Annotated in this window: 27 protein-coding genes, 1 rRNA gene and 1 other annotated feature; of the genes, 1 reads left to right on the forward strand and 27 read right to left on the reverse strand. The window is 44.6% G+C overall.

Annotated elements, in window-relative coordinates:
- Positions 1 to 11: 11 nt before the first annotated feature.
- The 19 genes from rpoB to AB4114_RS29500 form a co-directional block, all read right to left on the reverse strand.
- Positions 12 to 3551, reverse strand: coding sequence for a DNA-directed RNA polymerase subunit beta (gene rpoB / locus AB4114_RS29410; protein ID WP_056618311.1), 3540 nt, complete (start codon positions 3549 to 3551; stop codon positions 12 to 14).
- A 356-nt stretch (positions 3552 to 3907) separates the two neighbouring features.
- Positions 3908 to 4504 carry a class I SAM-dependent methyltransferase gene (locus AB4114_RS29415; protein ID WP_441991600.1) on the reverse strand — a complete coding sequence of 199 codons (597 nt, stop codon included), beginning with the start codon at positions 4502 to 4504 and terminating at the stop codon, positions 3908 to 3910.
- 189 nt (positions 4505 to 4693) lie between these two features.
- Positions 4694 to 5059: a 50S ribosomal protein L7/L12 gene (gene rplL, locus AB4114_RS29420; RefSeq protein ID WP_441991601.1), complete on the reverse strand. Its 366-nt coding sequence runs from the start codon at positions 5057 to 5059 to the stop codon at positions 4694 to 4696.
- A 65-nt stretch (positions 5060 to 5124) separates the two neighbouring features.
- Positions 5125 to 5634, reverse strand: a complete 510-nt coding sequence (rplJ, locus tag AB4114_RS29425; RefSeq protein WP_068661872.1) for a 50S ribosomal protein L10 — start codon at positions 5632 to 5634, stop codon at positions 5125 to 5127.
- A 68-nt stretch (positions 5635 to 5702) separates the two neighbouring features.
- Positions 5703 to 5856 (reverse strand) — a sequence feature (ribosomal protein L10 leader region).
- A gap of 54 nt (positions 5857 to 5910) precedes the next feature.
- Positions 5911 to 6603: a 50S ribosomal protein L1 gene (gene rplA, locus AB4114_RS29430; protein ID WP_028557507.1), complete on the reverse strand. Its 693-nt coding sequence runs from the start codon at positions 6601 to 6603 to the stop codon at positions 5911 to 5913.
- A 116-nt stretch (positions 6604 to 6719) separates the two neighbouring features.
- The gene (gene rplK / locus AB4114_RS29435; protein WP_029196472.1) at positions 6720 to 7145 is read right to left on the reverse strand and encodes a 50S ribosomal protein L11; all 426 of its coding nucleotides are present in this window, start codon (positions 7143 to 7145) and stop codon (positions 6720 to 6722) included.
- A gap of 135 nt (positions 7146 to 7280) precedes the next feature.
- Positions 7281 to 7814, reverse strand: coding sequence for a transcription termination/antitermination protein NusG (gene nusG / locus AB4114_RS29440; RefSeq protein WP_028557509.1), 534 nt, complete (start codon positions 7812 to 7814; stop codon positions 7281 to 7283).
- A 24-nt stretch (positions 7815 to 7838) separates the two neighbouring features.
- Entirely contained in the window at positions 7839 to 8051 is a 213-nt protein-coding gene (gene secE, locus AB4114_RS29445; RefSeq protein ID WP_047683213.1) for a preprotein translocase subunit SecE, read from the reverse strand.
- Between the two features lie 19 nt (positions 8052 to 8070).
- Complete coding sequence (rpmG, locus tag AB4114_RS29450) at positions 8071 to 8220, reverse strand: 50S ribosomal protein L33 (protein WP_079418041.1); 150 nt, start codon at positions 8218 to 8220, stop codon at positions 8071 to 8073.
- Between the two features lie 223 nt (positions 8221 to 8443).
- On the reverse strand, positions 8444 to 9088 hold the full coding sequence (gene sigH, locus AB4114_RS29455; protein WP_028557511.1) for an RNA polymerase sporulation sigma factor SigH: 645 nt from the start codon (positions 9086 to 9088) through the stop codon (positions 8444 to 8446).
- Positions 9089 to 9207: 119 nt separating this feature from the next.
- The gene (locus AB4114_RS29460; RefSeq protein ID WP_441991602.1) at positions 9208 to 9720 is read right to left on the reverse strand and encodes an NYN domain-containing protein; all 513 of its coding nucleotides are present in this window, start codon (positions 9718 to 9720) and stop codon (positions 9208 to 9210) included.
- Positions 9721 to 9725: 5 nt separating this feature from the next.
- A complete protein-coding gene (gene rlmB / locus AB4114_RS29465; RefSeq protein ID WP_056618335.1) occupies positions 9726 to 10466 on the reverse strand; it encodes a 23S rRNA (guanosine(2251)-2'-O)-methyltransferase RlmB in 741 nt (246 codons plus the stop codon).
- A 34-nt stretch (positions 10467 to 10500) separates the two neighbouring features.
- Entirely contained in the window at positions 10501 to 10935 is a 435-nt protein-coding gene (locus AB4114_RS29470) for a Mini-ribonuclease 3 (protein WP_441991603.1), read from the reverse strand.
- Positions 10932 to 12332 (reverse strand): cysteine--tRNA ligase, encoded by a 1401-nt coding sequence (cysS, locus tag AB4114_RS29475; protein ID WP_441991604.1) that lies wholly within the window; start codon positions 12330 to 12332, stop codon positions 10932 to 10934. The genes AB4114_RS29470 and cysS overlap by 4 nt, the downstream gene beginning before the upstream one ends.
- On the reverse strand, positions 12329 to 12985 hold the full coding sequence (gene cysE / locus AB4114_RS29480) for a serine O-acetyltransferase (protein ID WP_056618342.1): 657 nt from the start codon (positions 12983 to 12985) through the stop codon (positions 12329 to 12331). Before cysE ends, cysS begins: the two co-directional genes overlap by 4 nt.
- Positions 12986 to 13327: 342 nt before the next feature.
- A complete protein-coding gene (gene gltX / locus AB4114_RS29485; RefSeq protein ID WP_441991605.1) occupies positions 13328 to 14785 on the reverse strand; it encodes a glutamate--tRNA ligase in 1458 nt (485 codons plus the stop codon).
- Positions 14786 to 14824: 39 nt separating this feature from the next.
- Positions 14825 to 15310 carry a 2-C-methyl-D-erythritol 2,4-cyclodiphosphate synthase gene (ispF, locus tag AB4114_RS29490; protein WP_441991606.1) on the reverse strand — a complete coding sequence of 162 codons (486 nt, stop codon included), beginning with the start codon at positions 15308 to 15310 and terminating at the stop codon, positions 14825 to 14827.
- 2 nt (positions 15311 to 15312) lie between these two features.
- On the reverse strand, positions 15313 to 16014 hold the full coding sequence (gene ispD, locus AB4114_RS29495; RefSeq protein WP_441991607.1) for a 2-C-methyl-D-erythritol 4-phosphate cytidylyltransferase: 702 nt from the start codon (positions 16012 to 16014) through the stop codon (positions 15313 to 15315).
- Positions 16015 to 16114: 100 nt separating this feature from the next.
- On the reverse strand, positions 16115 to 17182 hold the full coding sequence (locus tag AB4114_RS29500; protein ID WP_441991608.1) for a PIN/TRAM domain-containing protein: 1068 nt from the start codon (positions 17180 to 17182) through the stop codon (positions 16115 to 16117).
- Positions 17183 to 17427: 245 nt separating this feature from the next.
- Between AB4114_RS29500 and AB4114_RS29505 the strand changes: the two genes are divergently transcribed.
- Positions 17428 to 17823: a hypothetical protein gene (locus tag AB4114_RS29505; protein WP_056618352.1), complete on the forward strand. Its 396-nt coding sequence runs from the start codon at positions 17428 to 17430 to the stop codon at positions 17821 to 17823.
- A gap of 80 nt (positions 17824 to 17903) precedes the next feature.
- Here AB4114_RS29505 and pssA read toward each other — a convergent pair whose 3' ends face one another.
- The 8 genes from pssA to rrf all read right to left on the reverse strand — a co-directional run bounded on the left by pssA (position 17904) and on the right by rrf (position 26794).
- On the reverse strand, positions 17904 to 18662 hold the full coding sequence (gene pssA / locus AB4114_RS29510) for a CDP-diacylglycerol--serine O-phosphatidyltransferase (protein WP_056618353.1): 759 nt from the start codon (positions 18660 to 18662) through the stop codon (positions 17904 to 17906).
- An 85-nt stretch (positions 18663 to 18747) separates the two neighbouring features.
- Positions 18748 to 19827 carry a DNA integrity scanning diadenylate cyclase DisA gene (gene disA / locus AB4114_RS29515; protein ID WP_082595602.1) on the reverse strand — a complete coding sequence of 360 codons (1080 nt, stop codon included), beginning with the start codon at positions 19825 to 19827 and terminating at the stop codon, positions 18748 to 18750.
- Positions 19828 to 19866: 39 nt separating this feature from the next.
- Entirely contained in the window at positions 19867 to 21234 is a 1368-nt protein-coding gene (radA, locus tag AB4114_RS29520) for a DNA repair protein RadA (protein ID WP_441991609.1), read from the reverse strand.
- Between the two features lie 216 nt (positions 21235 to 21450).
- Complete coding sequence (clpC, locus tag AB4114_RS29525; RefSeq protein ID WP_056618369.1) at positions 21451 to 23895, reverse strand: ATP-dependent protease ATP-binding subunit ClpC; 2445 nt, start codon at positions 23893 to 23895, stop codon at positions 21451 to 21453.
- 75 nt (positions 23896 to 23970) lie between these two features.
- Positions 23971 to 25032 (reverse strand): protein arginine kinase, encoded by a 1062-nt coding sequence (locus AB4114_RS29530; protein WP_171632703.1) that lies wholly within the window; start codon positions 25030 to 25032, stop codon positions 23971 to 23973.
- 23 nt (positions 25033 to 25055) lie between these two features.
- Complete coding sequence (locus AB4114_RS29535; RefSeq protein WP_056618372.1) at positions 25056 to 25562, reverse strand: UvrB/UvrC motif-containing protein; 507 nt, start codon at positions 25560 to 25562, stop codon at positions 25056 to 25058.
- A 13-nt stretch (positions 25563 to 25575) separates the two neighbouring features.
- Entirely contained in the window at positions 25576 to 26037 is a 462-nt protein-coding gene (locus AB4114_RS29540) for a CtsR family transcriptional regulator (protein ID WP_056618373.1), read from the reverse strand.
- Positions 26038 to 26677: 640 nt separating this feature from the next.
- Positions 26678 to 26794, reverse strand: a 5S ribosomal RNA gene (gene rrf, locus AB4114_RS29545).
- Positions 26795 to 26828: the final 34 nt, after the last annotated feature.

Below are 26828 nucleotides of genomic sequence, written 5' to 3' on the forward strand. Positions count from 1 at the left end.
ATGTGGTGTTACTATTCGTTGACCCCAAGCTCGGAGCCCTCAATGTTTAGGTTTAATTTATCGCTCGTCACTTCGTCGTCATCATCAGCTTCGCGCATTTCGATCTCTTCTTCGTCGCCAGATAGGATCTTAACATCCATACCCAAACTTTGAAGCTCTTTGATCAAAACTTTGAAGGATTCCGGAACGCCTGGTTCTGGAACGTTCTCGCCTTTGACAATGGATTCGTACGTTTTCACACGGCCCACAACGTCATCTGACTTAACGGTAAGAATTTCTTGCAATGTATAAGCAGCTCCATAAGCCTCGAGTGCCCATACCTCCATCTCCCCGAAACGTTGTCCACCGAACTGCGCTTTACCACCCAGCGGCTGCTGAGTAACAAGGGAGTAAGGACCAGTGGAACGGGCATGGATTTTATCGTCAACCATGTGTGCCAGTTTGATCATGTACATAACGCCAACGGTTACTTCACGTTCAAAGGACTCCCCTGTACGACCATCGTACAGAATCGTTTTACCGCTACGTTGCATACCTGCTTCTTCCATGGCATCGAATACGTCATACTCACGCGCTCCATCAAATACCGGCGTTGCAGCGTGAATACCCAAATACTTGGAAGCCATACCTAAGTGAACTTCAAGTACTTGACCGATGTTCATCCGGGAAGGAACCCCTAGTGGATTCAGAACGACTTCAACCGGCGTACCATCTGGAAGGAATGGCATATCTTCTTCAGGGAGAATACGTGCTACTACCCCTTTGTTACCATGACGCCCCGCCATTTTGTCGCCTTCGGAAATTTTCCGTTTTTGAGCGATATAGACACGAACGAGTTGGTTTACTCCTGGAGGCAGCTCATCGCCATTCTCACGCGTAAATACTTTCACATCAACAACAATACCATCTGTACCATGCGGTACGCGCAGGGACGTGTCACGAACCTCACGAGCCTTCTCACCGAAGATCGCGTGCAGCAATCTTTCTTCCGCCGTCAGCTCAGTTACACCCTTCGGTGTTACTTTACCAACGAGGATATCGCCAGCGCCAATTTCAGCACCGACACGGATGATTCCGCGCTCATCAAGATTCTTAAGTGCGTCTTCCCCTACGTTCGGGATGTCGCGAGTAATTTCTTCAGGTCCAAGCTTCGTATCACGAGCTTCAGACTCGTATTCCTCAATATGAATGGAGGTATACACATCTTCCTTAACAAGCTTTTGGCTAAGCAAAATCGCATCCTCATAGTTGTAACCTTCCCAAGTCATGAAAGCTACGACTACGTTACGACCAAGTGCCAATTCGCCTTGTTCAGTGGATGGTCCATCAGCAAGAATATCGCCGGCTTTAATCAATTGACCTTTTTTAACAATCGGACGTTGATTAATGCAAGTACCTTGGTTAGAACGCATAAATTTGTGAAGCTTATATTTCACGATGTTGCCACTAACTAGCTTGCCATCAACCATTTCTTGGCGACGCAACCAAATTTCATTCGCAGCAGCTTTCTCAATAATTCCATCAAATTTGGAGACAATACATACTCCAGAGTCCTTAGCAACCTTGTGCTCCATTCCTGTACCTACAAGCGGAGCTTTAGGGATAAGAAGCGGAACAGCTTGACGCTGCATGTTGGAACCCATTAACGCACGGTTGGAGTCATCATTTTCAAGGAACGGGATTAACGCTGTTGCGACAGAAACAACCTGTTTCGGAGAAACGTCCATGTAGTCGACACGTTCAACCGGAAGTGTTAAGTTGTCATCTTTGTAACGAACGATAATCGCATCTTCGACGAATTTGTTTTCTTCCGTCAATTTCGCATTCGCTTGCGCGATAACGTAGTTATCTTCTTCATCTGCTGTCAGGTAAGCGATTTGATCCGTAACCAAACCAGTCTTCGGATCTACCCAACGGTATGGAGCTTCAATGAAGCCATACTCATTAATGCGAGCAAATGTAGACAAGGAGTTGATCAAACCAATGTTCGGTCCCTCAGGCGTCTCAATTGGACACATACGGCCATAGTGAGAGTGATGCACGTCACGAACTTCCATCCCTGCGCGCTCTCTCGTCAAACCGCCGGGTCCGAGTGCAGACAGACGTCTCTTATGCGTCAATTCAGCAAGTGGGTTCGTTTGGTCCATAAACTGAGAAAGCTGGGAACTACCAAAGAACTCTTTAATCGACGCGATAACAGGACGAATATTGATCAACGCTTGCGGCGTGATCACGTTAGCGTCTTGAATCGACATACGCTCACGAACAACACGCTCCATACGGGAAAGACCGATACGGAATTGGTTTTGAAGCAATTCACCTACAGAACGAAGTCTACGGTTACCAAGATGGTCAATATCATCTGTATTTCCAATACCATGAAGTAAGTTAATAAAGTAGTTAATGGAAGAGATGATATCGGCAGGCGTGATGTTTTTGACAGCTTTATCAATAACACCGTTAGAAATAACCTTAACTACCTTGCCTTCTTCTGTTGGTGAGTAAACATTAATGCACTGGACAGGAATTGTATCCGCGCCAGTTACACCTTTAGGAATTGTAAACTCTTTATATCCTGCACCTTTTTCAATAAAAGGTAGGATTTCATCTAACACACGACGATCCAATAACTGACCAGCTTCAGCAATGATTTCTCCCGTTTCGGAATCTACCAAAGTTTCAGCCAAACGTTGATTGAATAAGCGGTTTTTGATGTGTAATTTTTTATTGATTTTGTAGCGACCTACGTTAGCCAAATCATAACGCTTCGGATCAAAGAAACGAGCAACGATCAAGCTTCTTGCATTATCAAGCGTAGGCGGCTCACCTGGACGAAGACGCTCATAGATTTCGATTAACGCTTTTTCCGTAGAATCCGTGTTATCTTTATCTAGCGTGTTACGAATATATTCGTTATCGCCAAGTAAATCTAGAATCTCAGCATCCGTACCAAATCCTAATGAACGAAGCAATACGGTAACTGGAATTTTACGCGTGCGATCAATACGAACGTAGATGATATCTTTCGCATCTGTCTCAAGTTCCAGCCATGCCCCACGGTTAGGAATCACTGTAGCTGTGTAAGTTTTTTTGCCGTTTTTATCCACTTTCGTGCTATAATAAACACTGGGAGAACGAACGAGCTGGGAGACGATTACACGCTCCGCACCGTTAATAATGAACGTTCCCGTATCAGTCATAATAGGGAAATCCCCCATGAACACTTCTTGTTCCTTGACCTCACCGGTTTCCTTATTAATCAAACGGACTTTGACTCTTAACGGCGCCGCATACGTTACGTCGCGTTCTTTGGACTCATCAACGGAATACTTAGGATCGCCTAAGCTATAGTCAATGAACTCCAGTACTAGGTTCCCTGTAAAATCCTGAATCGGGGAGATATCCTGAAACATCTCACGAAGTCCCTCTTCCAAAAACCACTCATAGGATTTTTGCTGGATTTCAATCAGGTTTGGAATGCCCAGAACCTCATTAATTCGTGCATAAGTCCTGCGTTTACGTCGTCCAAATTGAACAAGATGTCCCGCCAACTTTCATTCACCCCTCAACTCTACTCAATAAATAAAAAGAAAGAAGAAAAACTTCGACCGACGTACACTCAGGACGCCTCCGTTAGTGGAGCCCGTCCGAATTAAGCGACTGTATGGATGAAGGTTTTTTTCTGTATTCAATAACTTTTTCAAGATTTTCTTCCCATCCTGTTAGAATTTCCCAAAATTCAAACATTATACGTTGTGGGTTCAAATTCTATGCATAAAGACTGAAAAAAAGACTTGACATTTTTACTAACTAAAGACATGTGTCCCATCTTAATACTGACATTTTTTAATAATATCACATTTGAAATGTCAAGTCAAACAAATTCCCACGTATATTCACAAGAGACTTACTTCGTCGCTTTCAGAATGCGGTAGCCTTTGTCTTTCGAAACCTCCACCACTTCACTATACATGGTTTCCAGCTTCTTCACTGCCGATGGCGCCCCTTGCTTCTTCTGGATGACAACCCACAATGAGCCTCCATCTTTCAAGCAATCGTAAGCATCTACGAAAATCTTGTGAACCGTTTCTTTCCCCGCACGAATTGGCGGATTGGTTAGAACAGCATCAAACTTCTTGTCCTTCACTTTTTCCAACAGATCGCTCTGTAGAATAGTGACATTGGTAATACCATTTCGCCGCGCGTTTTCTACCGAAAGTTCAACTGCTCTTTCATTAATGTCGACCATTGTCACCTGTCCTTTCGGACACATGATTGCTGCACTCAGCCCCATCGGCCCGTAGCCACAGCCCACATCGAGAACACTAGCATCTTCCGATAGTACCATTGTTTCTATTAAATGCTTACTTCCATAATCGACACCTTTTTTAGAAAACACACCCGCATCTGTCAAAAACGTATATGTCTTACCACGAAGAATTTCCTGCGTTGTATGGACATCGCTCTTTACGGTCGGCTTTTGTGTGTAGTAATGCTCTGACACGTTTGAATTCCCTCCTTTTCTACCTATAGGAAAATCCAATAACCACGTGCGTTCCTAAGGCTTTCCTAAGGGTAAAAACTTAGGCACAATAAACGGCAACGCCGCTCATATCCTGTGAAACCATATCGCTTAAATGTTGAAAAAAACCTCTTGAAGTCAAGCTTCAAGAGGTTTCCTAAGAAAAAGAAATTACTTAACTTCTACGGAAGCGCCAGCTTCAGTAAGCTTAGCTCTAACAGCGTCTGCTTCTTCTTGGCTAACTTTTTCTTTAACTGCTTTTGGAGCTCCGTCAACCAAGTCTTTAGCTTCTTTCAAGCCAAGACCAGTGATTTCACGAACTACTTTAATTACGTTGATTTTGGAAGCGCCAGCGCTTGTCAAGATAACGTCAAACTCAGTTTGAGCTTCTTCAACTGCTACTGCTGCGCCGCCGCCTGCTGCTACTGGAGCTGCTGCTGTTACGCCAAACTCTTCTTCAATTGCTTTAACCAGGTCGTTCAATTCCAAGATTGTCATGCCTTTGATTGCTTCTAGGATCGTTGCATTTGTGCTCATGGTTAAACCTCCATTATCATTAATAAATTAGTTTTTTTGTTTGTAAAACAGGTAGTGCATTAAAATTAAGCTTGACCTTCAGCTTCTTTTTTCTCTGCAACTGCTTTAACAGCAAGAGCAAAGTTACGAACTGGAGCTTGAAGAACGCTAAGCAACATGGAGAGAAGACCATCTCTGGATGGAAGTTCTGCAAGTGCTTTGATTTGATCGTATCCAACTACGCGGCCTTCGACCACGCCACCTTTTACGCTCAATTTATCATTCTTTTTCGCAAATTCAGTCAAAATTTTCGCTGGAGCAACTAGATCGTCTTTGCTGAAAGCAATAGCAGTTGGACCTGTTAGGTACTCATCCAATGCGCTTAGTTCAGCATTCGCCGATGCGCGTCTCGCCAACGAGTTCTTGAGAACTACGAATTCAATACCAGCTTCGCGCAAGCTTTTGCGTAGCTGTGTTACTTGAGCTACGTTCAAACCGCGGTAGTCCGCTATGATTGTAGAAGCGCTAGCTTTAAACTTCTCAGTTACTTCAGCTACTGCTTGTTCTTTCTCTGCAAGAATTTTCGCGTTTGCCATAGTACACCTCACTTCTTATGCATTTATCTTTCAAGATCGCAAACAGTAGGAGCATTAGCATTTCTTATCTATGAATAAGAAATGCCTTCGTAGACGCTACGAAGGCATGATGTGTTCACTTTTTCCCTGATGTACAAAGAAATCGTTATATATATCATAACACCTCGGTAGGAAATTAAGCTCTTCAGCACCTACTGTCTACGGTTTGCATATTCATTTTTAGGACCTTTGATAGAGTATCACGCCCAGCAACCGAAGTCAACTGGTAGCTTTTACTTATCTGAAGGATGACAGGTTCACACGTACGCTTGGACCCATTGTCGAGGATACAGCAATGTTCTTAAGGTAAACACCTTTAGCCGCTGCTGGTTTCGCACGAACTAGTGCATCAACCAATGCTTTGAAGTTTTCGTTCAACTTGTCTGCATCGAAAGATACTTTACCAAGTGGAGCATGAATTTGGCCTGCTTTATCAAGACGGTATTCGATTTTACCAGCTTTGATCTCTTGAACAGCTTTGGTAACGTCGAAAGTAACTGTTCCTGCTTTAGGGTTTGGCATTAAACCTTTACCCCCGAGGATACGACCCAGTTTACCAACTTCGCTCATCATGTCCGGAGTAGCTACGCAAACATCGAATTCGAACCAACCTTGTTGAATTTTGTTGATCATGTCTGCATCACCAACAAAATCTGCACCAGCTGCTTCAGCCTCTTTTGCTTTCTCGCCTTTTGCAAATACGAGAACGCGTTTTGTTTTACCAGTACCGTGTGGAAGTACAACAACACCACGAACAGCCTGATCTTGTTTTCTTGGGTCTACACCCAGACGAACTGCAACATCTACAGTTTCATCGAATTTAGCAGGAGCTGTTTTCTTAACAAGCTCGATTGCTTCTGACGGATCATACAAAGTTTCAGCATTAACAAGCTGAGCTACTTCGCGGTATTTTTTACCGTGTTTAGGCATAATATTTATCCTCCTTAGTGGTATTAGCGGATAATCCTCCCACCGAGCGACCTCCATGTTTTCGTAGAAAACACTTCTGCAGGCTTCGAGCTTGCACAGTCGCATTCCTTGCGGAATTAATCTTCGATAGTGATTCCCATGCTGCGAGCAGTACCTTCAACCATACGCATTGCAGCCTCAACGGATGCAGCATTTAGGTCAGGCATTTTTTGTTCAGCGATTTCGCGAACTTTAGCGCGTTTCACAGTTGCAACTTTCTTCTTGTTCGGTTCGCCTGATCCTTTTTCGATACCAGCAACGACGCGAAGTAGAACTGCAGCCGGAGGCGTTTTAGTGATGAATGTAAAGGAACGGTCTTCGAAAACTGTGATTTCAACTGGAATGATTAGACCAACTTGATCAGCAGTACGAGCGTTAAACTCTTTACAGAAAGCCATGATGTTCACACCTGCTTGACCCAATGCTGGACCGATCGGTGGTGCTGGATTTGCTTTCGCAGCTTGAACTTGAAGCTTCACGATTTTAATAACCTTTTTTGCCATGATAGACACCTCCTTGCAGTAATATAGGAGTCTTCGACGAATCAAAGCCTCGCTATTCAGGAAACTAATGCGTTCCCACTAACGTAGGTCTATCCCAAGGAATAGACCTGGTAGAGCCTTTTGGTTGTCATGCTCTTAGAGCTTTTCCACTTGGTCGAAATCGAGTTCAAGCGGTGTTTCTCTTCCGAACATGTTGACATGTACCTTCAGTTTGCCCTTATCGGCAATAATCTCTTCGACAGAGCCAACAAAGTTTGCAAATGGACCCACCTTGACGCGTACGGTTTCTTTCAGTTCGAAGTCAATTACTTCCTTCGGTTCTTCCATACCCATATGCTTCAGAATCGATTCAACTTCCTCAGGTAACAATGCAGTTGGTTTAGAGCCGGATCCTGTAGAACCTACAAATCCAGTTACTCCTGGCGTATTACGTACTACGTACCAAGAATCGTCCGTTTGAATCATTTCCACGAGAACATACCCTGGATAAACTTTACGCATAACGACTTTTTTCTTGCCGTCTTTGTTTACCAGTTCTTCTTCCATAGGCACAAGCACACGGAAGATCTTGTCCGTCATTTCCATAGACTCAACGCGCTTCTCTAAGTTGGCTTTCACTTTGTTCTCATACCCTGAATAGGTATGTACGACGTACCATCTTTTTTCCATGAATAAATTCACCTATAGTCCTGTTTATTTAAAAACAAGGCGCAGCAACTCAGAAATTCCTAGATCCAGCACAAAAAAATAAATAGCAACAAAAGTTACTGTACCTATAACGACAAGCGTATAAGTAGTCATCTCTTTGCGACTTGGCCACTTGACCTTTTTGAGTTCTGACCAACTGTCGGTGAAGAAGGAAAAAGTGGATCCGAAGCTTTGTCTCATTCTAGCCAAGAACGCCACAAACTACACCTCCAAAGAACTACCTAGTCTCGCGATGAGCAGTATGTTCATTGCAAAATTTGCAATATTTCTTCAACTCAATACGGTCGGGATTGTTGCGCTTATTTTTAGTGGATGCATAGTTTCTTTGTTTGCAATTTGTGCACGCTAATGTGATGATGACCCGCATGATGTACACCTCCTACAGACACTTTCTAATTAAAGCCCTTCTAAGCGCATCAAAAAGAAAGCGACTTTTAGGGCTACCTGAAACACTTTATCACAACTGTCCCCCGAGTGTCAAGGTAGAAGTCTCACAAATGCAAGAGTATCACCAGTATAGGCTCTCCCGAGGGTTACTAAACATACTAAGAAAGAAAAACACCCGTACAGCTCATGCGGCACGGGCGTTTCTACAAATCTCTGACTTCCAAATACCGCTCAAGCTTGCGCTTAACACGTTGGAGAGCATTGTCAATTGACTTCACATGGCGATCGAGATCCACAGCAATTTCTTGATAGGATCTGCCATCGAGATAGAGCATAAGCACTCTACGCTCTAAGTCACTTAGAATCTCTCCCATTTTATCTTCAAGTCCCGTAAACTCTTCTTGATTAATAACCAATTCCTCGGGATCTGTTACCCGGGAGCCGCTAATAACATCGAGCAGTGTACGATCAGAATCTTCATCATAGATGGGCTTATCCAGTGATACGTAGGAATTAAGAGGTATATGCTTTTGACGAGTTGCTGTCTTAATTGCCGTGATGATCTGCCGCGTGATACACAGTTCAGCAAAGGCTTTGAATGAAGCAAGCTTGTCTCCTCGGAAGTCGCGGATAGATTTATATAAACCTATCATGCCTTCCTGCACAATATCTTCTCGGTCTGCACCTATCAAAAAATAAGAGCGTGCTTTGGCACGAACAAAATTCTTATACTTGTTGATAAGATATTCCAAAGCTTCGCTACTGCCTTCACGGACTGCTTCGACAATGTCTTCATCTGGCTTGAGGTCATAATCATACATTCTCAGTTCTTTGAGGTCGACACTCACCAACAATCCCTCCGGCCTGCAAGACTACCCAGATTTCACTATAAAAGTTAGGTTAAGTATACATGATGAAATCTCACACCGTCAACGGGGAACCCCACCATTTCTAGCATTTGGAGGATTTACTCCCCTCTTCGCCATCGTTCTAACTTCGCTTTCATCTCGTCACTCAGCTTGGCTCCGAACGGATTTCGTTTGGTTGTCGTCTCCGGTACAATGCGTTCACGAACCTCTTTACGATTCTGTTTAATTTTCACTAGCAATTCTTTCGCGGGCATGCGGAGCGCTCCMTTGCMAAATATGACATGCTGCTCAATCATATCCGACGTTGCTACGAATATTTCCTTACGCCTTCCCATCAGATTCGTAACCAATCGCTCGATTCGCTCATCTGCGGTTTCCTTCTCCTTGGTATAAAGCACAGCCAGTTTATTCTGCACATATTTCTTGCCCAGTCCAGGTACCATGTAGGCATCAAAAACGAGATAGACCTTCATACCTGAAAAGGATTGAAATTCTGCAAGCATATGGATCAGACCGTCACGTGCACCTTCCAGATCAGTATCCTTTAATTTACTTAACTCAGGCCAGGCGCCGATAATGTTGTAACCATCTACAATTAGGATCTGTTCCATCCCATTTAGCTCTTATTGCGCTGTCTTACCACTTCATACATCAATACACCCGCGGCAACGGAGGCATTCAATGAATTAACATGTCCGGCCATTGGCAGCTTGACTAAGAAGTCGCATCTTTCTTTAATAAGTCGACCCACACCTTTACCCTCATTTCCAATAACTAGGGCAATCGGAATCGTAAAGTTGGCTTTATAGACATCTTGAGCAGCAGTAACATCCGTACCTGCAACCCAAACACCTTGTTCCTTTAATTGCTCAATCGTTTGCGAAATATTCGTCACACGTGCGACCGGAACATACTCAACTGCGCCCGCAGATGTTTTGGAAACTGTTGCCGTTAACCCTACGGAACGTCGTTTCGGTATAATCACACCGTGAACCCCCGTACAATCTGCTGTACGTAGAATGGATCCTAGGTTATGCGGATCTTCAATTTCATCGAGTATTAAAATGAACGGTTCTTGCCCGAGCGCTTTCGCCTTGGCTAAGATATCCTCAACTTCCACGTAGGCATACGCTGCAACTTGTGCAACGACACCTTGATGTTGGAGTCCCTCTGCCATTTGATCCAACTTACGCTTGTCCGTAAATTGGACAATAATGCCTAGATTTTTCGCTTCTGCCACAATCGGTCCAGCGAATTGCTTCTGAGCACCTTCGGCAATCCATATTTTATTAATTGTCCGTCCAGCACGAAGCGCCTCCAATACGGAGTGCTTCCCGCCGATAATGTCTTCATCCATCCTAATTCCTCCTAAAATACGTGCGAATGCTTGTCTATTTCTGTTGATGATTAAACGTAATTGTGAAATCTAATATCTCTTTCAATCGCTCGAAGGATTGTTTGTAATATAAATATCCGATTAAGCACTCAAACGCGGTGCTGTGCCGGTATTCCAGCACATCCGCGTTTTTGGCTGTCGTTCCTGATTTGGCATTACGCCCTCGCTTCACGATGTCTACTTCTTCTTCCGATAGTGTGGGCATCAAGGCTGTCAATAATTTGGACTGGGCTTTGGCAGACACAAAACCTGTTGAAGCTTTATGCAAATGATTAGGGCGATGATTCGCCCCTGAGATGACATATTGTCGGATATAGACTTCATACACCGCATCCCCAATATACGCCAGCACTAGCGGATTTAATAAATGCGGACTTTTCGATGGCGGGAATGAAAACAAGTTAGCAGCATCCAGATTTATTTCATTCATTTGCGGCGCCAGCGTATGCCTTGTGGTGTGTCCTCAAGGAATATCCCTTTCTCCGTCAGCAAATCACGAATTTCATCGGCGCGTGCCCAATTCTTCGATTTCCGTGACTCCGTGCGTTCAACGATCAACTGCTCGATCTCCTCATCCAGCAATTCATCCCCTTGTTGTGAAAGGATGCCCAGCGTTGCATCGAATGCTTCTAGCTGTTCCATGAATAGTTTCACTGCGCCAGCATGTACCCGCTCCTGTTGCAAGTATAAGTTCGCTTCTGCAACGAGATCGAATACCGCGGTAATGGCATCTGGCGTATTAAAATCATCATTCATTTTATCTACAAATTGTTTCGAAATGGCCTGCAGTGTATCTGTAATTCCCGCTTCAACTTCGCCAGTAGCAGATGCTGTAGCAAGACGATGCTTCATATTATCGTAAGCATTCTGAATCCGTTCCAACGCATTCGCCGCTTGTTTCAAACTCTCATCACTGAAATTAAGTGGGTTCCGATAATGAGCGGATAACATGAAGAAACGGAACACTTCAGGTTTAATTTGCTTAACTAGATCTCGAATTAAAATACCATTTCCGAGTGATTTCGACATTTTTTCATTATCGATATTTAGAAAAGCATTGTGCAACCAATAATTGGCCATTGGATGACCAGTTACCGCCTCGGTTTGAGCAATCTCACATTCATGGTGAGGGAACGTTAAATCTTGCCCGCCTCCATGAATATCAATCGTTTCACCCAAATATTTGCGCACCATCGCGGAGCACTCAATATGCCATCCTGGGCGACCTTGGCCCCAAGGGCTTTCCCAATAAATCTCACCTGGCTTCGCAGCTTTCCATAGGACAAAGTCCTGAGGATTCTCTTTACGCTCATCCACCTCAACACGAATTCCGTGCTGAAGTTCTTCCAGATTTTGCTTAGAGAGCTTGCCGTAATCTGTGAATTTCGACGTTCTATAATACACGTCGCCGCGCGCTTCGTATGCGAAACCCTTCTCCACAAGCGCAGCAATGAAGTCGATAATTTCTTGAATGTTCTCCGTTACCCGTGGATTCAATGTCGCCTCATGAACACCCAGCGTGGAGATATCCTCCAAAAAAGCTGCGATAAAGGTTTCAGCAAGTTCAGGGACGGAGACCGCCATCTCCTCGGCTTTGCGAATCATTTTATCATCCACATCGGTAAAGTTCGTAATGTAATTTACTTCATATTGCTGCGATTCCAAATAACGGCGAACCACGTCGAAAAATATGACAGGACGTCCGTTGCCAATATGAATATAGTTATATACGGTTGGACCACATACGTACATCTTTACTTTGCCTGGCTCAATCGGAACAAACTCTTCCTTCTTGCGCGTTAAGGTATTATATACTTTGAGTGTCATGTTCTCCTCAATTCTCCATTCTGCTTCCGTTCTTCTTCCAGTTGGAATTTCAACTCATTAATTTGATTCTGTAATTCTTGGAAAATATCGACGATCGGATCGGGCAAATTGCCATGATCTAATCTATTCACACGGACACCGTCTCGCTTCACAAGTTTGGCAGGTATCGTGACAACCGTGCTATTGGATGGAACCTCCTGAATCACTACTGCATTAGAGCCAATACGCGAGTTCTCACCTACAAGGAAGGACCCGAGAATTTTGGCACCAGAACCAATAACTACATTATTGCCAATTGTTGGATGTCTCTTACCTTTCTCTTTCCCCGTTCCGCCTAAAGTTACACCTTGGTACAAGATCACATCATCTCCGATCTCGCAGGTTTCCCCGATGACAACACCCATCCCGTGGTCAATAAACAACCTTCTGCCAATTGTTGCTCCTGGATGGATTTCGATGCCTGTCATGAACCGGCTTATTTGAGAAACGATACGAGCCAGGGTAAACATCCTTCTTGTATAAAACCAATGTCCAATCCGATGCGACCATATCGCATGAAGTCCCGAATACGTAAAAACAACCTCAAACCAACTGCGCGCTGCGGGGTCATTATCGAATACGGCGGATATATCAGATTTGATCGTTGACCACATATGCTCACCTTCTTGCCTAGAATGATGTTGGTATAAAATAAAAAAAGCCCCTGCAGCCCTAAGGCTGCAGAGGCGTGGTTATCGCGGTTCCACTCTGCTTGGTGACTCGGAAGTCTCCCAACTCAAACCCGTAACGTGGGTGTTTCGGCTACGCCTACCCTACTCGGTGAGTATTCGGCGCGGCTGCTCCCAGGTGCATTTCTGATTACAAGGATTGGATAACTCACAGCCAAAGCCTCACGGCCTTGATTATCCTCTCTGACAAATCCTCACTTAACCATACTCTCCTGATCATGGCATTTCGTATTTCATTGAGTTAAGTATAGCGAAAAGAACCTCGCTTTACAATAAGCTCTGAAGACGTGAAACGACTTTTTCTTTCCCAAGTAGGAAAAGGGACACATTCAGATCCGGTCCATGGACTTGACCTGTCAACGCGGAGCGAACAGACATGAACAGCTGCTTCCCTTTGAAGCCTGTTTCCTTCTGTACTGCTTTAAGCAGCGCCGGCATTGCTTCAACCGTGAAAGCTTCCGCTTGCTCGACTTGAGCTAAGAAACTAGTCAGCACAACAGGGACATGCTCTTCTTTCAATACAGCAGCCGCTTCATCATCGATGACCAGCTCCTCTTTGAAGAAGATCGCAGACAATTCCACGATTTCAGCCGCGTAGCGCATTCTTTCTTGATTGAGGCTAACGAGCGCCTCCACCCATGCCCCAGTAGCAGCATCCAAATCACCTTGTTCAAGGTAACCGGCTTTGCGCAAATGCGGTAAGCACAGATCAACGATGCGGGATAGCGGAGCTTTTTTCAGATACGCATTGTTCATCCAATTCAATTTATCCATATCAAACACAGCCGGGCTCTTGGATACACGATCCAAATCAAACTGCGCGATCAATTCTTCCTTCGTGAACATCTCTTCTTCACCACCAGGTGACCAACCTAGCAAGGCAATAAAGTTCAGCACGGCTTCTGGCAAGTAACCAAGCTCTTTGTATTGCTCGATAAACTGGATGATCGACTCATCCCGTTTGCTCATCTTCTTACGATCCGTATTCAAAATCAAAGATAAATGCGCGAACTCGGGAATCGGCATATCCAGCGCTTCGTACATCAGAACTTGTCTTGGCGTATTGGATAGATGTTCTTCCCCACGAATAACCAAGTTGATTTTCATCAAATGATCATCCACTATGACGGCAAAGTTGTAGGTCGGGATCCCATCTGGACGCGCAATAATGAAATCGCCAATCCCATTGGAATCGAATTCCACATGCTCGCGAACCTTGTCTTCGATCGCAATGATACGATCCGCTGGCACACGGAAACGCGTTGAAGGCACACGGCCTTCCGCTTGATACGCAGCGATTTGCTCAGGCGTCAAGTTACGGCATTTGCCGGAGTAGCCACCCATTTCCCCGCTTGCCTCTTGCTCAGCACGCTCTTGTTCTAGATCGGCTTCTGAGCAATAGCAGCCATAGGCATGACCGCTCTGTAGCAGTTTATCTAGGTAGGTCTTGTAGATATCAAGTCTCTCCATTTGACGGTAAGGACCGTAAGGACCTCCGATATCCACACTTTCATCCCATTCTAAGCCAAGCCATCTCAGACCATTCAACTGGTCTTCGATACCAGACTCCTTATGACGCGTTTGATCCGTATCTTCAAAGCGCACAACAAATGCGCCCCCGTCCTTACGAGCTAATAGATAATCAAACAGTGCCGTACGGGCACCGCCAATATGTAAATGTCCAGTCGGACTTGGTGCATAACGCACGCGTAAAGGCTGACTCATCGTTGTATCCCCTTTTCATCTTCCATGCATGAATACCTGCTATTTTATCACATCACGAATTAAACAAACAACCGATTGTGCCGCGATTCCCTCGCCACGGCCAGTAAATCCTAGCTGTTCTGTCGTTGTCGCTTTCACGTTCACTTGATCTGTCTCTGCTTCTAGTGCGGCAGCAATGATTTCAACCATTTGTGGGATATACGGCAGCATCTTTGGTTTCTGAGCAATAATCGTGGAATCTGCATTCCCTAATTTGTAGCCCTTCTCCTTCGCCAATTGCCATACCCGCTTCAACAAGACTAAGCTATCCGCATCTTTGTACTCGGCAGCTGTATCCGGGAAATGCTTCCCGATATCGCCAAGACCAAGTGCGCCTAGGATCGCGTCACTAATCGCGTGCAATAGTACGTCCGCGTCGGAGTGTCCCAGCAACCCTTTTTCATAAGGAATCGTTACCCCTCCAATAATGCACTTACGTCCTTCTACCAATTGATGAACATCGAATCCATTTCCTATTCTAATCATACCTAAGCCTCTCCCCTCACGTTATGTAAAATCCATTCTGCCCAAGGTAAATCTTCGGGGGTCGTTATTTTGATATTATAATAGTCCCCTTCTACTACGTATACGGCTGCGCCTAAACGCTCCACTAAACTCGCGTCATCCGTCCCCATGAACCGATCCTGCTCTGCCTTCTCATGCGCCTCCTGTAGGAGAGAAAGACGAAAAGCCTGCGGCGTTTGGATGGCCCACAAGCTTCGTCTATCCGGTGTCGATTGAATGCGCTTATCTGCTGCATCCACAATTTTAATTGTATCTTTGACGGGAACGGCTAAGACCGCTGCTCCTATTTCTTGCGCCTTTGCCAGACACTCGAACATATGTTCTTTCCTTACGAAAGGGCGAACACCGTCATGCACAAGCACCCATTGCGTGCCCTGTTGCAAGGCCTGGAGACCCTGTCTAACGGAATCTTGCCGCTCTGCGCCACCCGCCAGCACACATGTTACCTTCGTAAGTGCATAGTTCGTGACATAGCCGTTACAGCGATTCACATCATCAGCACCCACAACGAGAATAATTTCATCCACTTCATGTATGTTTTGAAATAATTGCAAGGTATGTACCAGAATTGGCTTCTGTCCCAGTTGCAGGTATTGTTTGCTTTCTGCTGTACCCATGCGCGAACCTTTGCCCGCTGCTACGATGATAACTCCTAGCTTCCCCATAAGTCCTCCAACTTGGCGCTTCCAAACGAAAGCTTTCTTCGTAATCATAGGCCCAAGTCAACTTGAAAGAGCTATGTTACATCTCCTTATCATACTGGTTTTACTGTGCTTTTTCCAATAGTTTTGGTTTCGCAAAAATCATTCGACCCGCCGACGTCTGAAGCACACTCGTTACCATCACTTCCAGCGTCATTCCGATGAAATCACGACCGCCTTCGACAACGATCATCGTACCATCATCGAGATAAGCTACACCTTGTCCATGTTCCTTGCCGTCTTTAATGACTTGAACAATAATTTCTTCTCCCGGTAGGACAACTGGCTTCACCGCATTCGCAAGATCGTTGATATTGAGCACCGATACACCTTGAAGTTCACATACTTTATTAAGGTTAAAATCGTTCGTAATTACTTTCCCTTGAAGCACTTTGGCTAAGCGCACCAGTTTACTGTCCACTTCGGCGATTTCTTCGAAATCCCCTTCATAAATGAGGACCTTCACTTCAAGTTCTTTTTGGATTTTGTTCAAAATGTCCAGTCCGCGACGCCCACGGTTTCGCTTCAGTAAATCTGATGAGTCTGCAATATGCTGCAACTCTTCCAATACGAACTCCGGAATTACCAGGGTTCCCTCGATAAATCCGGTCTTGCAAATATCTGCGATCCGGCCATCTATGATGACGCTCGTATCCAAAATCTTATGTTCCTCGTACGGGCGATGCGTCTGCTTCTCAGGACCGCCAGATCTGCTCTTCGCAATGACCTGTACAAGTTCTTCCCGCTTGCTGTAACCGATACGGAAGCCCATAACGCCTAATACAGCCGATACAAGGAAAGGTAAGAATGGCCCTGCCCATTTGGCCTGTTCCAGCACGGGAAATAACATGACTGAAACCAATAGCCCAATCACKAGTCCTAACGTACCAGATAGTAAATCCGACACGGGAATATCCGTGACATTGCGTTCACCTCTCATCAGCAAGTTCATGCCGACGTTAGCTACCCACGCTGAAATCAAAAACATTCCTACTGCACATAAACTATTAATCCAAAATACTTGTCCTGCTTGACTTGTCACATCCGTCGTTTGTAGGAACGAATCGCTCCACCTATAACCTAAACTGCCACCCATGATGGCTAAAATGATTTGTACCCATTTCTTCATCACAGATTCACCTCCTGCATCAACTTTTTTTGAAATTGTAGACCGTATATGTGTCACATATACTTCGGCTAAATTTTTGGATAAACGCACTCGTCCTTAGAGGACGGTGTAACCGTTTATTGTAAGCCTTATTACAATTATGTTCCAATTTATGCAACGTTAATCACTTCTTTCGTCGGAAAATTGAAATATTAGAGGGCATCCATTATAATGAAATGGAAGTTACCAACCTACCAGAGGTGGATGGAATGAGCTCCTTGACATTAAAGCAGTTTCAAGATCAAGTGTCTGAATTGTTACTCCGTCACCGCAGTCTGCTTGATGTCTTATCCAAATTTCAACAGTCAGGCGCAGCTGCCAACCGTTCCGTGGTGAAATCCATTACTGAATGTGGATGTATCCAGGTTCATGCAGCTAAGCAAGAGTATCATCCAGAGATGACCTTGGATGAGGCTAAGGATGTTCTAGGCACCCATGTATCTGGTCACTTATGTGAGCAATGCATTGAGGTTGTTAGTAGCGAATTAGGCAGAAATCTCTTCTACATGTCTGCGCTAAGTAACATTCTTGATATTAATTTGGAGCAAGTCGTTGAGAATGAATCAAAGAAATGTACAACACTGGGCCTATTCAACATGTCATGATGATGAAAACAAAAAAAAGCATTTATTTTCTTCCTGAAGATCAGGAGAAAATAAATGCTTTTTATTTTCGAACAATGTGCTTACACGTCAGATTTCACTGAATTCGTGTCATCTACGCCACGTCTTTTGTTCTTTCTGCGAAGATTACGGAGACGAATGAAGTATCCATCAACGTTTTTTTTTAGGCCGTAAAGCGCGTACATCAAAAGCGGTACGAAAATCATTTTGGAAATGGACTCAGGCCATTTGATTGCAATCAAAATAGCTGCTGCAACGATAATTGGCGTAATCCAAATCGCTGCTTTAGGAATACCCGCCTTTTTGAAGTTCGGATATTTCACTGTGCTGACCATTAAGTATGACAATAGAACTGTACTTACGAGAAGTACATATACGTTAATATCGTTCACGAAAAGAGCTAACGTACAAAGAACACCGCCTGCTGCTGGAATCGGTAAACCGATGAAATAGCCAGGCGTACCGGCAACAACATTGAATCTAGCTAACCGCAACGCTCCACAGATCGGGAAGATCGCTGTGACAATCCAAGCAAAAGCTGGGCTAATGACGGTAGGATCGTTAAATGCAACTACATACATGATGAAAGCAGGAGCGACACCGAAAGAGATCACATCGGATAAGGAGTCTAATTCTTTACCGAACTCACTTTGAGCGTTCAACGCTCTCGCAACACGTCCATCGAGTCCATCCAATAGCATAGCGACAATGACAAGAACGGCAGCGATGCCATGTTCTCCACTGAAGGCTAGGATAATCGATAGTACGCCTAGGAATAAGTTCCCTACTGTAAAGAGACTGGGAATTGATTTTGTTAACATATGTTTTTGTCCACCTCTGGATTTACTATACCCTAAACTTGACTACATAAAACCTTAACAATGATACTTTATGATTGTATCCACTTTAAATATGTCTGTCAATGAACACTTGTTCCTGAATTCTTTTGAGACCTTCCTTAATGGCGCGGGCTCTCACTTCTCCGATTCCGTCAACTTCATCCAATTCCTCTATCGTCGCCATCATCATGTGTGGCAAGTAGCCAAATTTCTCCACTAGATTACCAATAATGATGGATGGTAACCGCGGAATTTTGCCTAAAATGCGGAAGCCACGTGGGGAGACTGGCTCTTCAGCAATCGAATTGGTATGAGAATACCCTAGCAAGCGAATAATTTGCTGGGGCTCTAGCAGCTCATCAGATGACAGACGCTTCAAACCAGCCTGCATCTCCTTGACTCTTTCTTCTGATAATTCTCTTACATAATCTTTTACGAGCAAACGCGCTTCAAGTTCCGCATTCCCAACAAGTTCTTCTAATTGCATGCTAATTAATCGTCCTTCATTGCCAAGTTCGTTAATATAACGATTAATTTCCGCTTTGATGCGTAACACCATCTCAAATCTGGCAATGACATTGGTAATATCATGCAAGGTAACTAGTTCCTCAAACTCCGATGCACTCAGATTCGTAAGGGATTGATCCAATACAACCTTATATCGCTCCAATGTTTGAATCGCTTGATTCGCTTTGGTCAAGATGACTCCGATATCCTTCAGTGCATATCTTAAATTACCTTGATATAGCGTAATGACATTCCTCCGCTGTGAAATGGAAACAACTAATTTATTCGTTTGCTTCGCCACACGCTCCGCTGTTCGGTGTCTAATCCCCGTCTCAGATGAGGAAATAGAAGAATCTGGAATCAATTGGGTGTTCGCATAAAGGATGCGCTTGATGTCCTCGCTGAGGATAATCGCACCATCCATTTTGGCAAGCTCATACAAATAGTTAGGCGAGAAGTCGCAATTGATGGAGAATCCACCATCCACGATTTCTGTTACCTCGGAACTGAAGCCTACAACGATCAGTCCACCTGTTTTGGCGCGTAAGACATTCTCCAAACCATCACGAAATGGTGTACCAGGTGCTACCAGTTGGAGCAATTGGCTCATCACATCGCGTTTCATCTCTTCTTTACTCATCATTTTCCTCCTGAAGGCTTATAGCTTGCAGAACTCACGCTAACCCAGCGCCGCTTTCAATGCCTCAGCCACCGTGTTTACCCCAATAATCTCCATGCCTTTCGGATGTGTCCACCCCTTCAAACTTTTCTCTGGCATAATCACTCTACGGAAACCAAGCTTCTCTGCTTCCTTCACACGTTGATCAATCCGAGATACGCCGCGGACTTCTCCTGTTAAACCGATTTCACCGAACACAACATCAAATGGCTGTGTCGGTTGATCTCGGAAACTGGATGCGATACTAATGGCGATCGCCAGATCCACCGCTGGTTCATCCAGCTTGATCCCACCTGCCACGTTGAGATAAGCATCTTGATTTTGCAAGAACATGCCCATGCGTTTCTCTAATACTGCGATGATTAAGGAAAGACGATTGTGATCTACACCTGTCGCCATCCTTCTCGGAGAAGGGAAATTCGTTGAGGAGACGAGTGCTTGAATCTCCACCAAGACGGGACGTGTCCCCTCCATACTAGCAACAACAGCAGAACCAGCCACACCAAGTGGCCTTTCCGATAGAAACAACTCCGATGGGTTGTTAACTTCTACGAGACCAACCTCTTGCATTTCAAAGATACCAATTTCATTTGTTGAGCCAAAACGGTTCTTTACCGCTCTTAACACACGATAGGAATGGTGCCGCTCCCCTTCAAAGTAGAGAACACAATCGACCATATGCTCTAGCATTCTAGGCCCCGCTATTGCCCCTTCCTTCGTCACATGCCCGACAAGGACCGTTGCAATTCCCTTACCCTTAGCTATTCTCATAAAATGGCCTGTGCATTCTCGAACCTGCGATACGGTTCCAGGCGCCGAAGTAATCGCCGGGTGAAATACCGTTTGGATCGAGTCAATGACGAGAAAATCAGGATTCGTTTCTTGTATAGCTTCCTCGATCAGTTCAAGGTTCGTCTCACATAATACGTATAGCAGCGGAGATGACGCATTTAAGCGATCGGCACGAAGCTTGGTCTGCTTAATGGATTCTTCTCCTGATATATAAAGGACTTTTTGCTGGGCTTGTGTGAGTTCGAAGGACGTTTGCAGAAGCAAGGTTGATTTCCCGATACCGGGATCTCCACCAACGAGGATAAGTGACCCAGGGACTATACCTCCACCCAGGACCCTGTTTAATTCTTTGTTGCTTGTGACAACTCTCGGTTCAGAGCTGCTTTCTATATGTATGATGGGGATCGCTTTTTCTTTCGTTTTGGGGATCGAAGATGTCATACCCTGCGTACGAACGACTGTTTCAACTTCTTCCACCATCGTATTCCATGACTGACAACCTGGACATTTCCCCATCCATTTCGGTGAATCATAGCCGCATTCTTGACAGCTAAATTTGGTTTTTTGTTTACTCATAGAAGAAGTTGCTCCTTAACATGGGGATATCCTTTTTGGCTATCCTTACCAATAAAGTTTACCATTTTTATGTATCTCATGAAAGTGCTGAAACAAAATAAACGACTACACCGTCCAGTTAGAACGAGAGCGTTTATCTAGAAATACTGCAGACTTAAATAAAAAGCATCTCACTCCACCCTCATCGGATGAAGTGAAATGCTTCTTCACTTTCTCTTATTTCGTTAATGAGACGCCTTCGCCCTTAAGAACAACTAGTTCGCCTTCATTCTCATCAATCGTGAGTGAATCACCTTTGGAAATATTACCTCTCAGCAATTCTTCCGATAAGCGATCTTCTATATGCTTCTGAATCGCTCTGCGTAATGGACGCGCACCGTAGGTTGGATCAAATCCTTCCTTGGCCAAGAACATCTTCGCTTTATCCGTTAACAAGAAATCAACCTCTTGCTCTTTCAGACGCTTGCGCAGATCATCAGCCATTAAGCTAACGATTTGTGCAATGTGTGCTTCATCCAAAGAGTGGAATACGATGATCTCATCGATTCGGTTAAGGAACTCGGGACGGAAGCTTTTCTTCAACTCGCCCATAACTTTGTCTTTCATATTCGTATAGTCTCTTCCAGCATCAAGTGCAGCTGTGAAACCAAGCGAGGAGTTTTTCTTAATCATGTCCGCGCCTACGTTGGAAGTCATAATGATTAGCGTATTACGGAAATCAACGGTACGACCTTTGGAATCCGTTAAACGACCATCCTCTAGCACTTGCAACAGGATGTTGAACACTTCCGGATGTGCTTTCTCGATTTCATCGAGCAGGACAACGGAGTATGGTTTGCGGCGAACTTTCTCAGTCAGCTGACCGCCTTCTTCATAACCCACATACCCTGGAGGCGCTCCTACCAAACGGGAAGTTGAATGCTTCTCCATGTACTCGGACATATCGATACGAACAACGGCGTTGTCATCTCCGAAGAGGGATTCTGCTAGTGCACGTGCAAGCTCGGTTTTACCAACACCCGTTGGTCCTAAGAAAATGAAGGAACCCATCGGACGCTTCGGATCTTTCAGACCTGCTCTTGCGCGGCGGATCGCACGACTCACAGCTTTAACTGCTTCTTCTTGTCCAATGACACGCTCATGAAGGATATCTTCCATTTTGAGCAAACGGTCAGTCTCTTCCTCAGCAAGCTTGCTTACCGGAATTCCCGTCCAGCTCGCTACAATTTGTGCAATATCATCTGGAGTTACTTCTGTATCCAGACGACCTTGTTTCTCTTTCCACTCGTTCTTCGTCGAGTCTAGCTCTTCGCGAAGCTTTTGCTCCGTATCACGAAGACCTGCTGCTTTCTCGAACTCTTGGCTTTGAACGGCAGCATCCTTCTCTTTACGGATGTTTTCCAACTTACTTTCAAGCTGCTTCAAGGAAGGTGGTGTCGTGTAAGAACGCAATCTTACTTTGGAACTCGCTTCATCGATCAAGTCGATCGCTTTATCCGGTAAGAAACGATCCGTGATGTAACGATCCGACAGCTTTACAGCCTCTTGAATCGCAGCATCTGTAATTTTCACACGGTGATGCGCTTCATAGCGATCACGCAAGCCATACAGAATTTGAACAGCTTCTTCAGGTGATGGTTGATCTACCGTAATCGGTTGGAAACGACGCTCAAGTGCAGCATCTTTCTCAATGTATTTGCGGTACTCATCTAGTGTTGTAGCACCAATACATTGAAGCTCTCCCCTAGCAAGTGCCGGCTTCAAGATGTTAGAAGCATCAATTGCGCCTTCCGCTCCGCCCGCGCCAATCAAGGTGTGAAGCTCATCAATGAACAAGACGATATTGCCGGCTTGACGAATTTCATCCATGATTTTTTTGAGACGATCTTCGAATTCACCGCGATACTTCGTTCCTGCAACAACAGAACCCATATCCAGCGTCATAACGCGTTTATCTTTCAACGTTTCCGGAATTTCATTGTTGATGATTTTTTGTGCAAGGCCTTCAGCAATCGCTGTTTTACCAACCCCTGGTTCACCGATGAGTACAGGATTGTTTTTGGTTCTGCGACTCAATACTTGAATCACACGCTCAATCTCTTTGCTACGGCCGATAACGGGGTCCAAATGACCTTCTTTGGCGTACGCAGTCAAATCTCTTGCCAGACCATCCAATGTAGGCGTGTTCACATTCGGATTGGTACCATGACTAGGCGACACGGTTTCGCTGCTGCCTAGCAGCTGAAGAACTTGCTGACGTGCCTTATTCAAGGAAACCCCCAGATTATTAAGAACTCTTGCAGCTACGCCCTCACCCTCACGGATAAGTCCGAGCAGAATATGTTCAGTCCCCACATACGTGTGACCTAATTTTCTCGCTTCATCCATCGAAAGTTCGATTACTTTCTTAGCTCTAGGTGTATACGCGATGTTGGTCGGCTGTTCTTGCCCTCTGCCAATTAGAGATTCGACTTCATCTTGAATTTTCTCAAGACCTAGGCCGAGCGCAACGAGTGCTTTAGCAGCAATGCCTTCACCTTCACGAATAAGTCCTAGTAAAATGTGCTCTGTTCCAATATTGTTATGTCCTAATCGAACAGCCTCCTCTTGAGCAAGAGAAAGCACCTTCTGCGCACGTTCCGTAAATCTGCCAAACATCATAGCGAACACCTCCAAAAGTAGTATATCTATGGAATTCCTAAAGGATGAATCTTAACGTACTTCTTACTACTTTATTTATACCCTGCCAAATTTCTCGCGAATCAGTTCCGCCCGCCTCATATCTCGTTCTTCCGGATTCAGCTTCTCCCCCGCATATTGCTGAAGAAAACCAGGTTGCGTCATGACCAAGAGTTCATTAAGCACATGGGACGATACATTGTTGATGATACCTAGATCGATACCCAGACGTACATCTGACAGTCGCTGTGCCGCTTCCTTAGAGTCCATAATCCCCGCATAGGATAGAATGCCAAGGGATCGATTCACACGATCAATGATGCGCATTCTAGACTCTTGTAATAGCTTATGTCTCGCGGCCCGTTCATGCTCTATAATTTGCCTGGCCACACTATATAAATTATCAATGATCTCTTCTTCCGATTGACCTAACGTAATTTGATTAGATATTTGGAATAGATTACCTAAAGCTTCGCTACCTTCCCCATATAATCCTCTAACCGTCAACCCAACTTGTGTAACTGCGGATAAAATACGATTAATTTGCTGACTAAGCACCAGCGCAGGAAGGTGCATCATAACCGAAGCGCGAATTCCTGTGCCGACATTGGTCGGGCAGCTCGTTAGGTAGCCTCTTTTTTCATCGTATCCGTAATCCATCTGTGTTTCAAAAATATCATCAATCTGGTTCGCCAAATCCCAAACCTCTTTAATCTGGAAACCAGGACATAAACATTGTATGCGAAGATGATCCTCTTCATTGATCATGATACTGATCGATTCATTATCGCTTAAAATAACGGCCCCATTCCTGGATTCGTTAGCTAAATTAGGACTAATTAAATGTTTCTCCACTAGCACCATTCGCTCGAGCTCATTCAGCTCCGCGAGTGGAATGAGCGAGAAGTTGCTTATCGTCTCCAACTCTTCATTCTCAAGAACACCAGATAACTGTTCCAGCACTTCCTGTGATTGTTGATTGGTCGCGAGCATGGGATATGGATAATCTCTCAGGTTACGAGCAATGCGGATTCGACTGCTTATGACAATATCCGACTCTGGCCCTTCACCCTTCATCCATTCACTCAAAGCATCTCCTGTAAACCGCTGTAATGTCACTGGATTCACACTCCCTTACAAACTTACATACCCGCAATCTTCTTCTCAATCTCACGAATCTGGTCACGTATCTGGGCAGCCTGCTCGAACTCTTCGCTCTCGATACAGGTCATCATATCTTTCTTCAAAAGATCGATTTCACGTTTGCTTTGAATGATACCACCACTGCGCTTGGGAACTTTCCCTACATGCACGATATTCCCATGAACTCGCTTGAAAAGAGGATCAAGTTTGACCGAAAAGCTTTGATAACAGGACCCACAACCAAACCGACCTAATTTACTGAATTGCGAGTACGTAAGACCGCAGTTATCACAGCGGATGGCCTGAGACTTCGCCGCGGACAATGGTTCAAAATCAAGTAAACCTGAAAGTAAATTGTGAATCGAAAAACCGTTCGATGTTCCAGGAATCATCTCGCCCTTCTCGCGGGCACAATTCTCACAAATGTGGAACTCGTTCTTGTCTCCATTCACAATCTTCGTGAAGTGAAGAGTCGCCGGTCGTTTCCCGCATTCCTGACAAACCATTCCATCTGCCTCCTTATCTGCTAAGCAAGGATATCAGCATTGCTTTAAGAATCTTAGCCCGAATTTCATCGCGCAGCGGGAGTTTAAAGGTCAATACATCTCTGGAAATCGCTGCCCGAATCAGGTTAGCTTCTCTGGTGGAAATATAATGCCCCTCTTGCAATTGATAAATGAGCCCCTCTGAGGTGACTTGATCAATGTGGGTATGAATCGTACGGAAAATGTGATCTAGAATAGATCCATGACTCTTGAGCTCGATTTTCTGAATCCGAATATAACCGCCACCTCCGCGTTTGCTCTCCACCACATAGCCTTTTTCCAAGGTGAACCTTGTACTAATGACATAATTGATTTGAGATGGCACGCATTGAAACTGGTCCGCCAAATCGTTCCGTTGAATCTCGATAGCCCCTTCCGTACTTTGTTGCAGAACATGCTTTAGATACTGTTCAATAATTTCTGATACATTGCGCATCAATTCGGCCTCCCAGATTTCTAGAAGTAAATTGACTTTGACTTTCTTTGACCTTAACTAAATTATAATCATTTCCTTTCTTTTTGACAAGTCCTGCTCTAAAATGTCTCTCCCTACAAATCCGATAGCCTTATGTGAACCTTACTATTGTTGACCTTACCTAGGGATTTATTCGAGAGTATTTTAATAAAAGCTGTTGATACGGCGCGATTTACATAAAAAGGAGGGCAATGCGATTGAGCATCTCCGCCACGATCTTACTACGCTCCACTCCTCTATTTAACTCAATACACAATCTGCTTTCTCAACTTCACGAATCGAGTCAAACTAAAGCATCATAACTCGAGTTACAAATCATGAGATTGGACAATTTAATGGATTATGTACAGTTAATTTCGCTGTTTTGGTCACTTTCATCAAAATTAATGGATTTTATGTCGTTAATGTTGGTTGAACTAGCTGAAAATGGGGAATTCCCATGTCAATAGATGGATGTTTTCCATTTAATTCAATTTTCCAAGGCAAATTCAAGCAATTAGCTGTAGAAAATACAGCTAATGATTTAGTAACGAGGCGTAGTATAGGCTAAATGCAAAAAAGAGCCTTACCTGGAGTTATCCAAGGTAAGGCTCTTTCAGTTGTTTGGCAACGTTCTACTCTCCCAGAACCCTGCGGTTCAAGTACCATCGACGCTGGAAGGCTTAACGGTCGTGTTCGAGATGGGAACGCGTGGATCCCTTCCGCCATCATCACCAAACAGTCAAAGCGTTTGTTTGCGCCTTGAAAACTAG

Origin of the sequence: Paenibacillus sp. 2RAB27 (assembly GCF_052115445.1) — a bacterium.
Taxonomy (GTDB): domain Bacteria; phylum Bacillota; class Bacilli; order Paenibacillales; family NBRC-103111; genus Paenibacillus_E.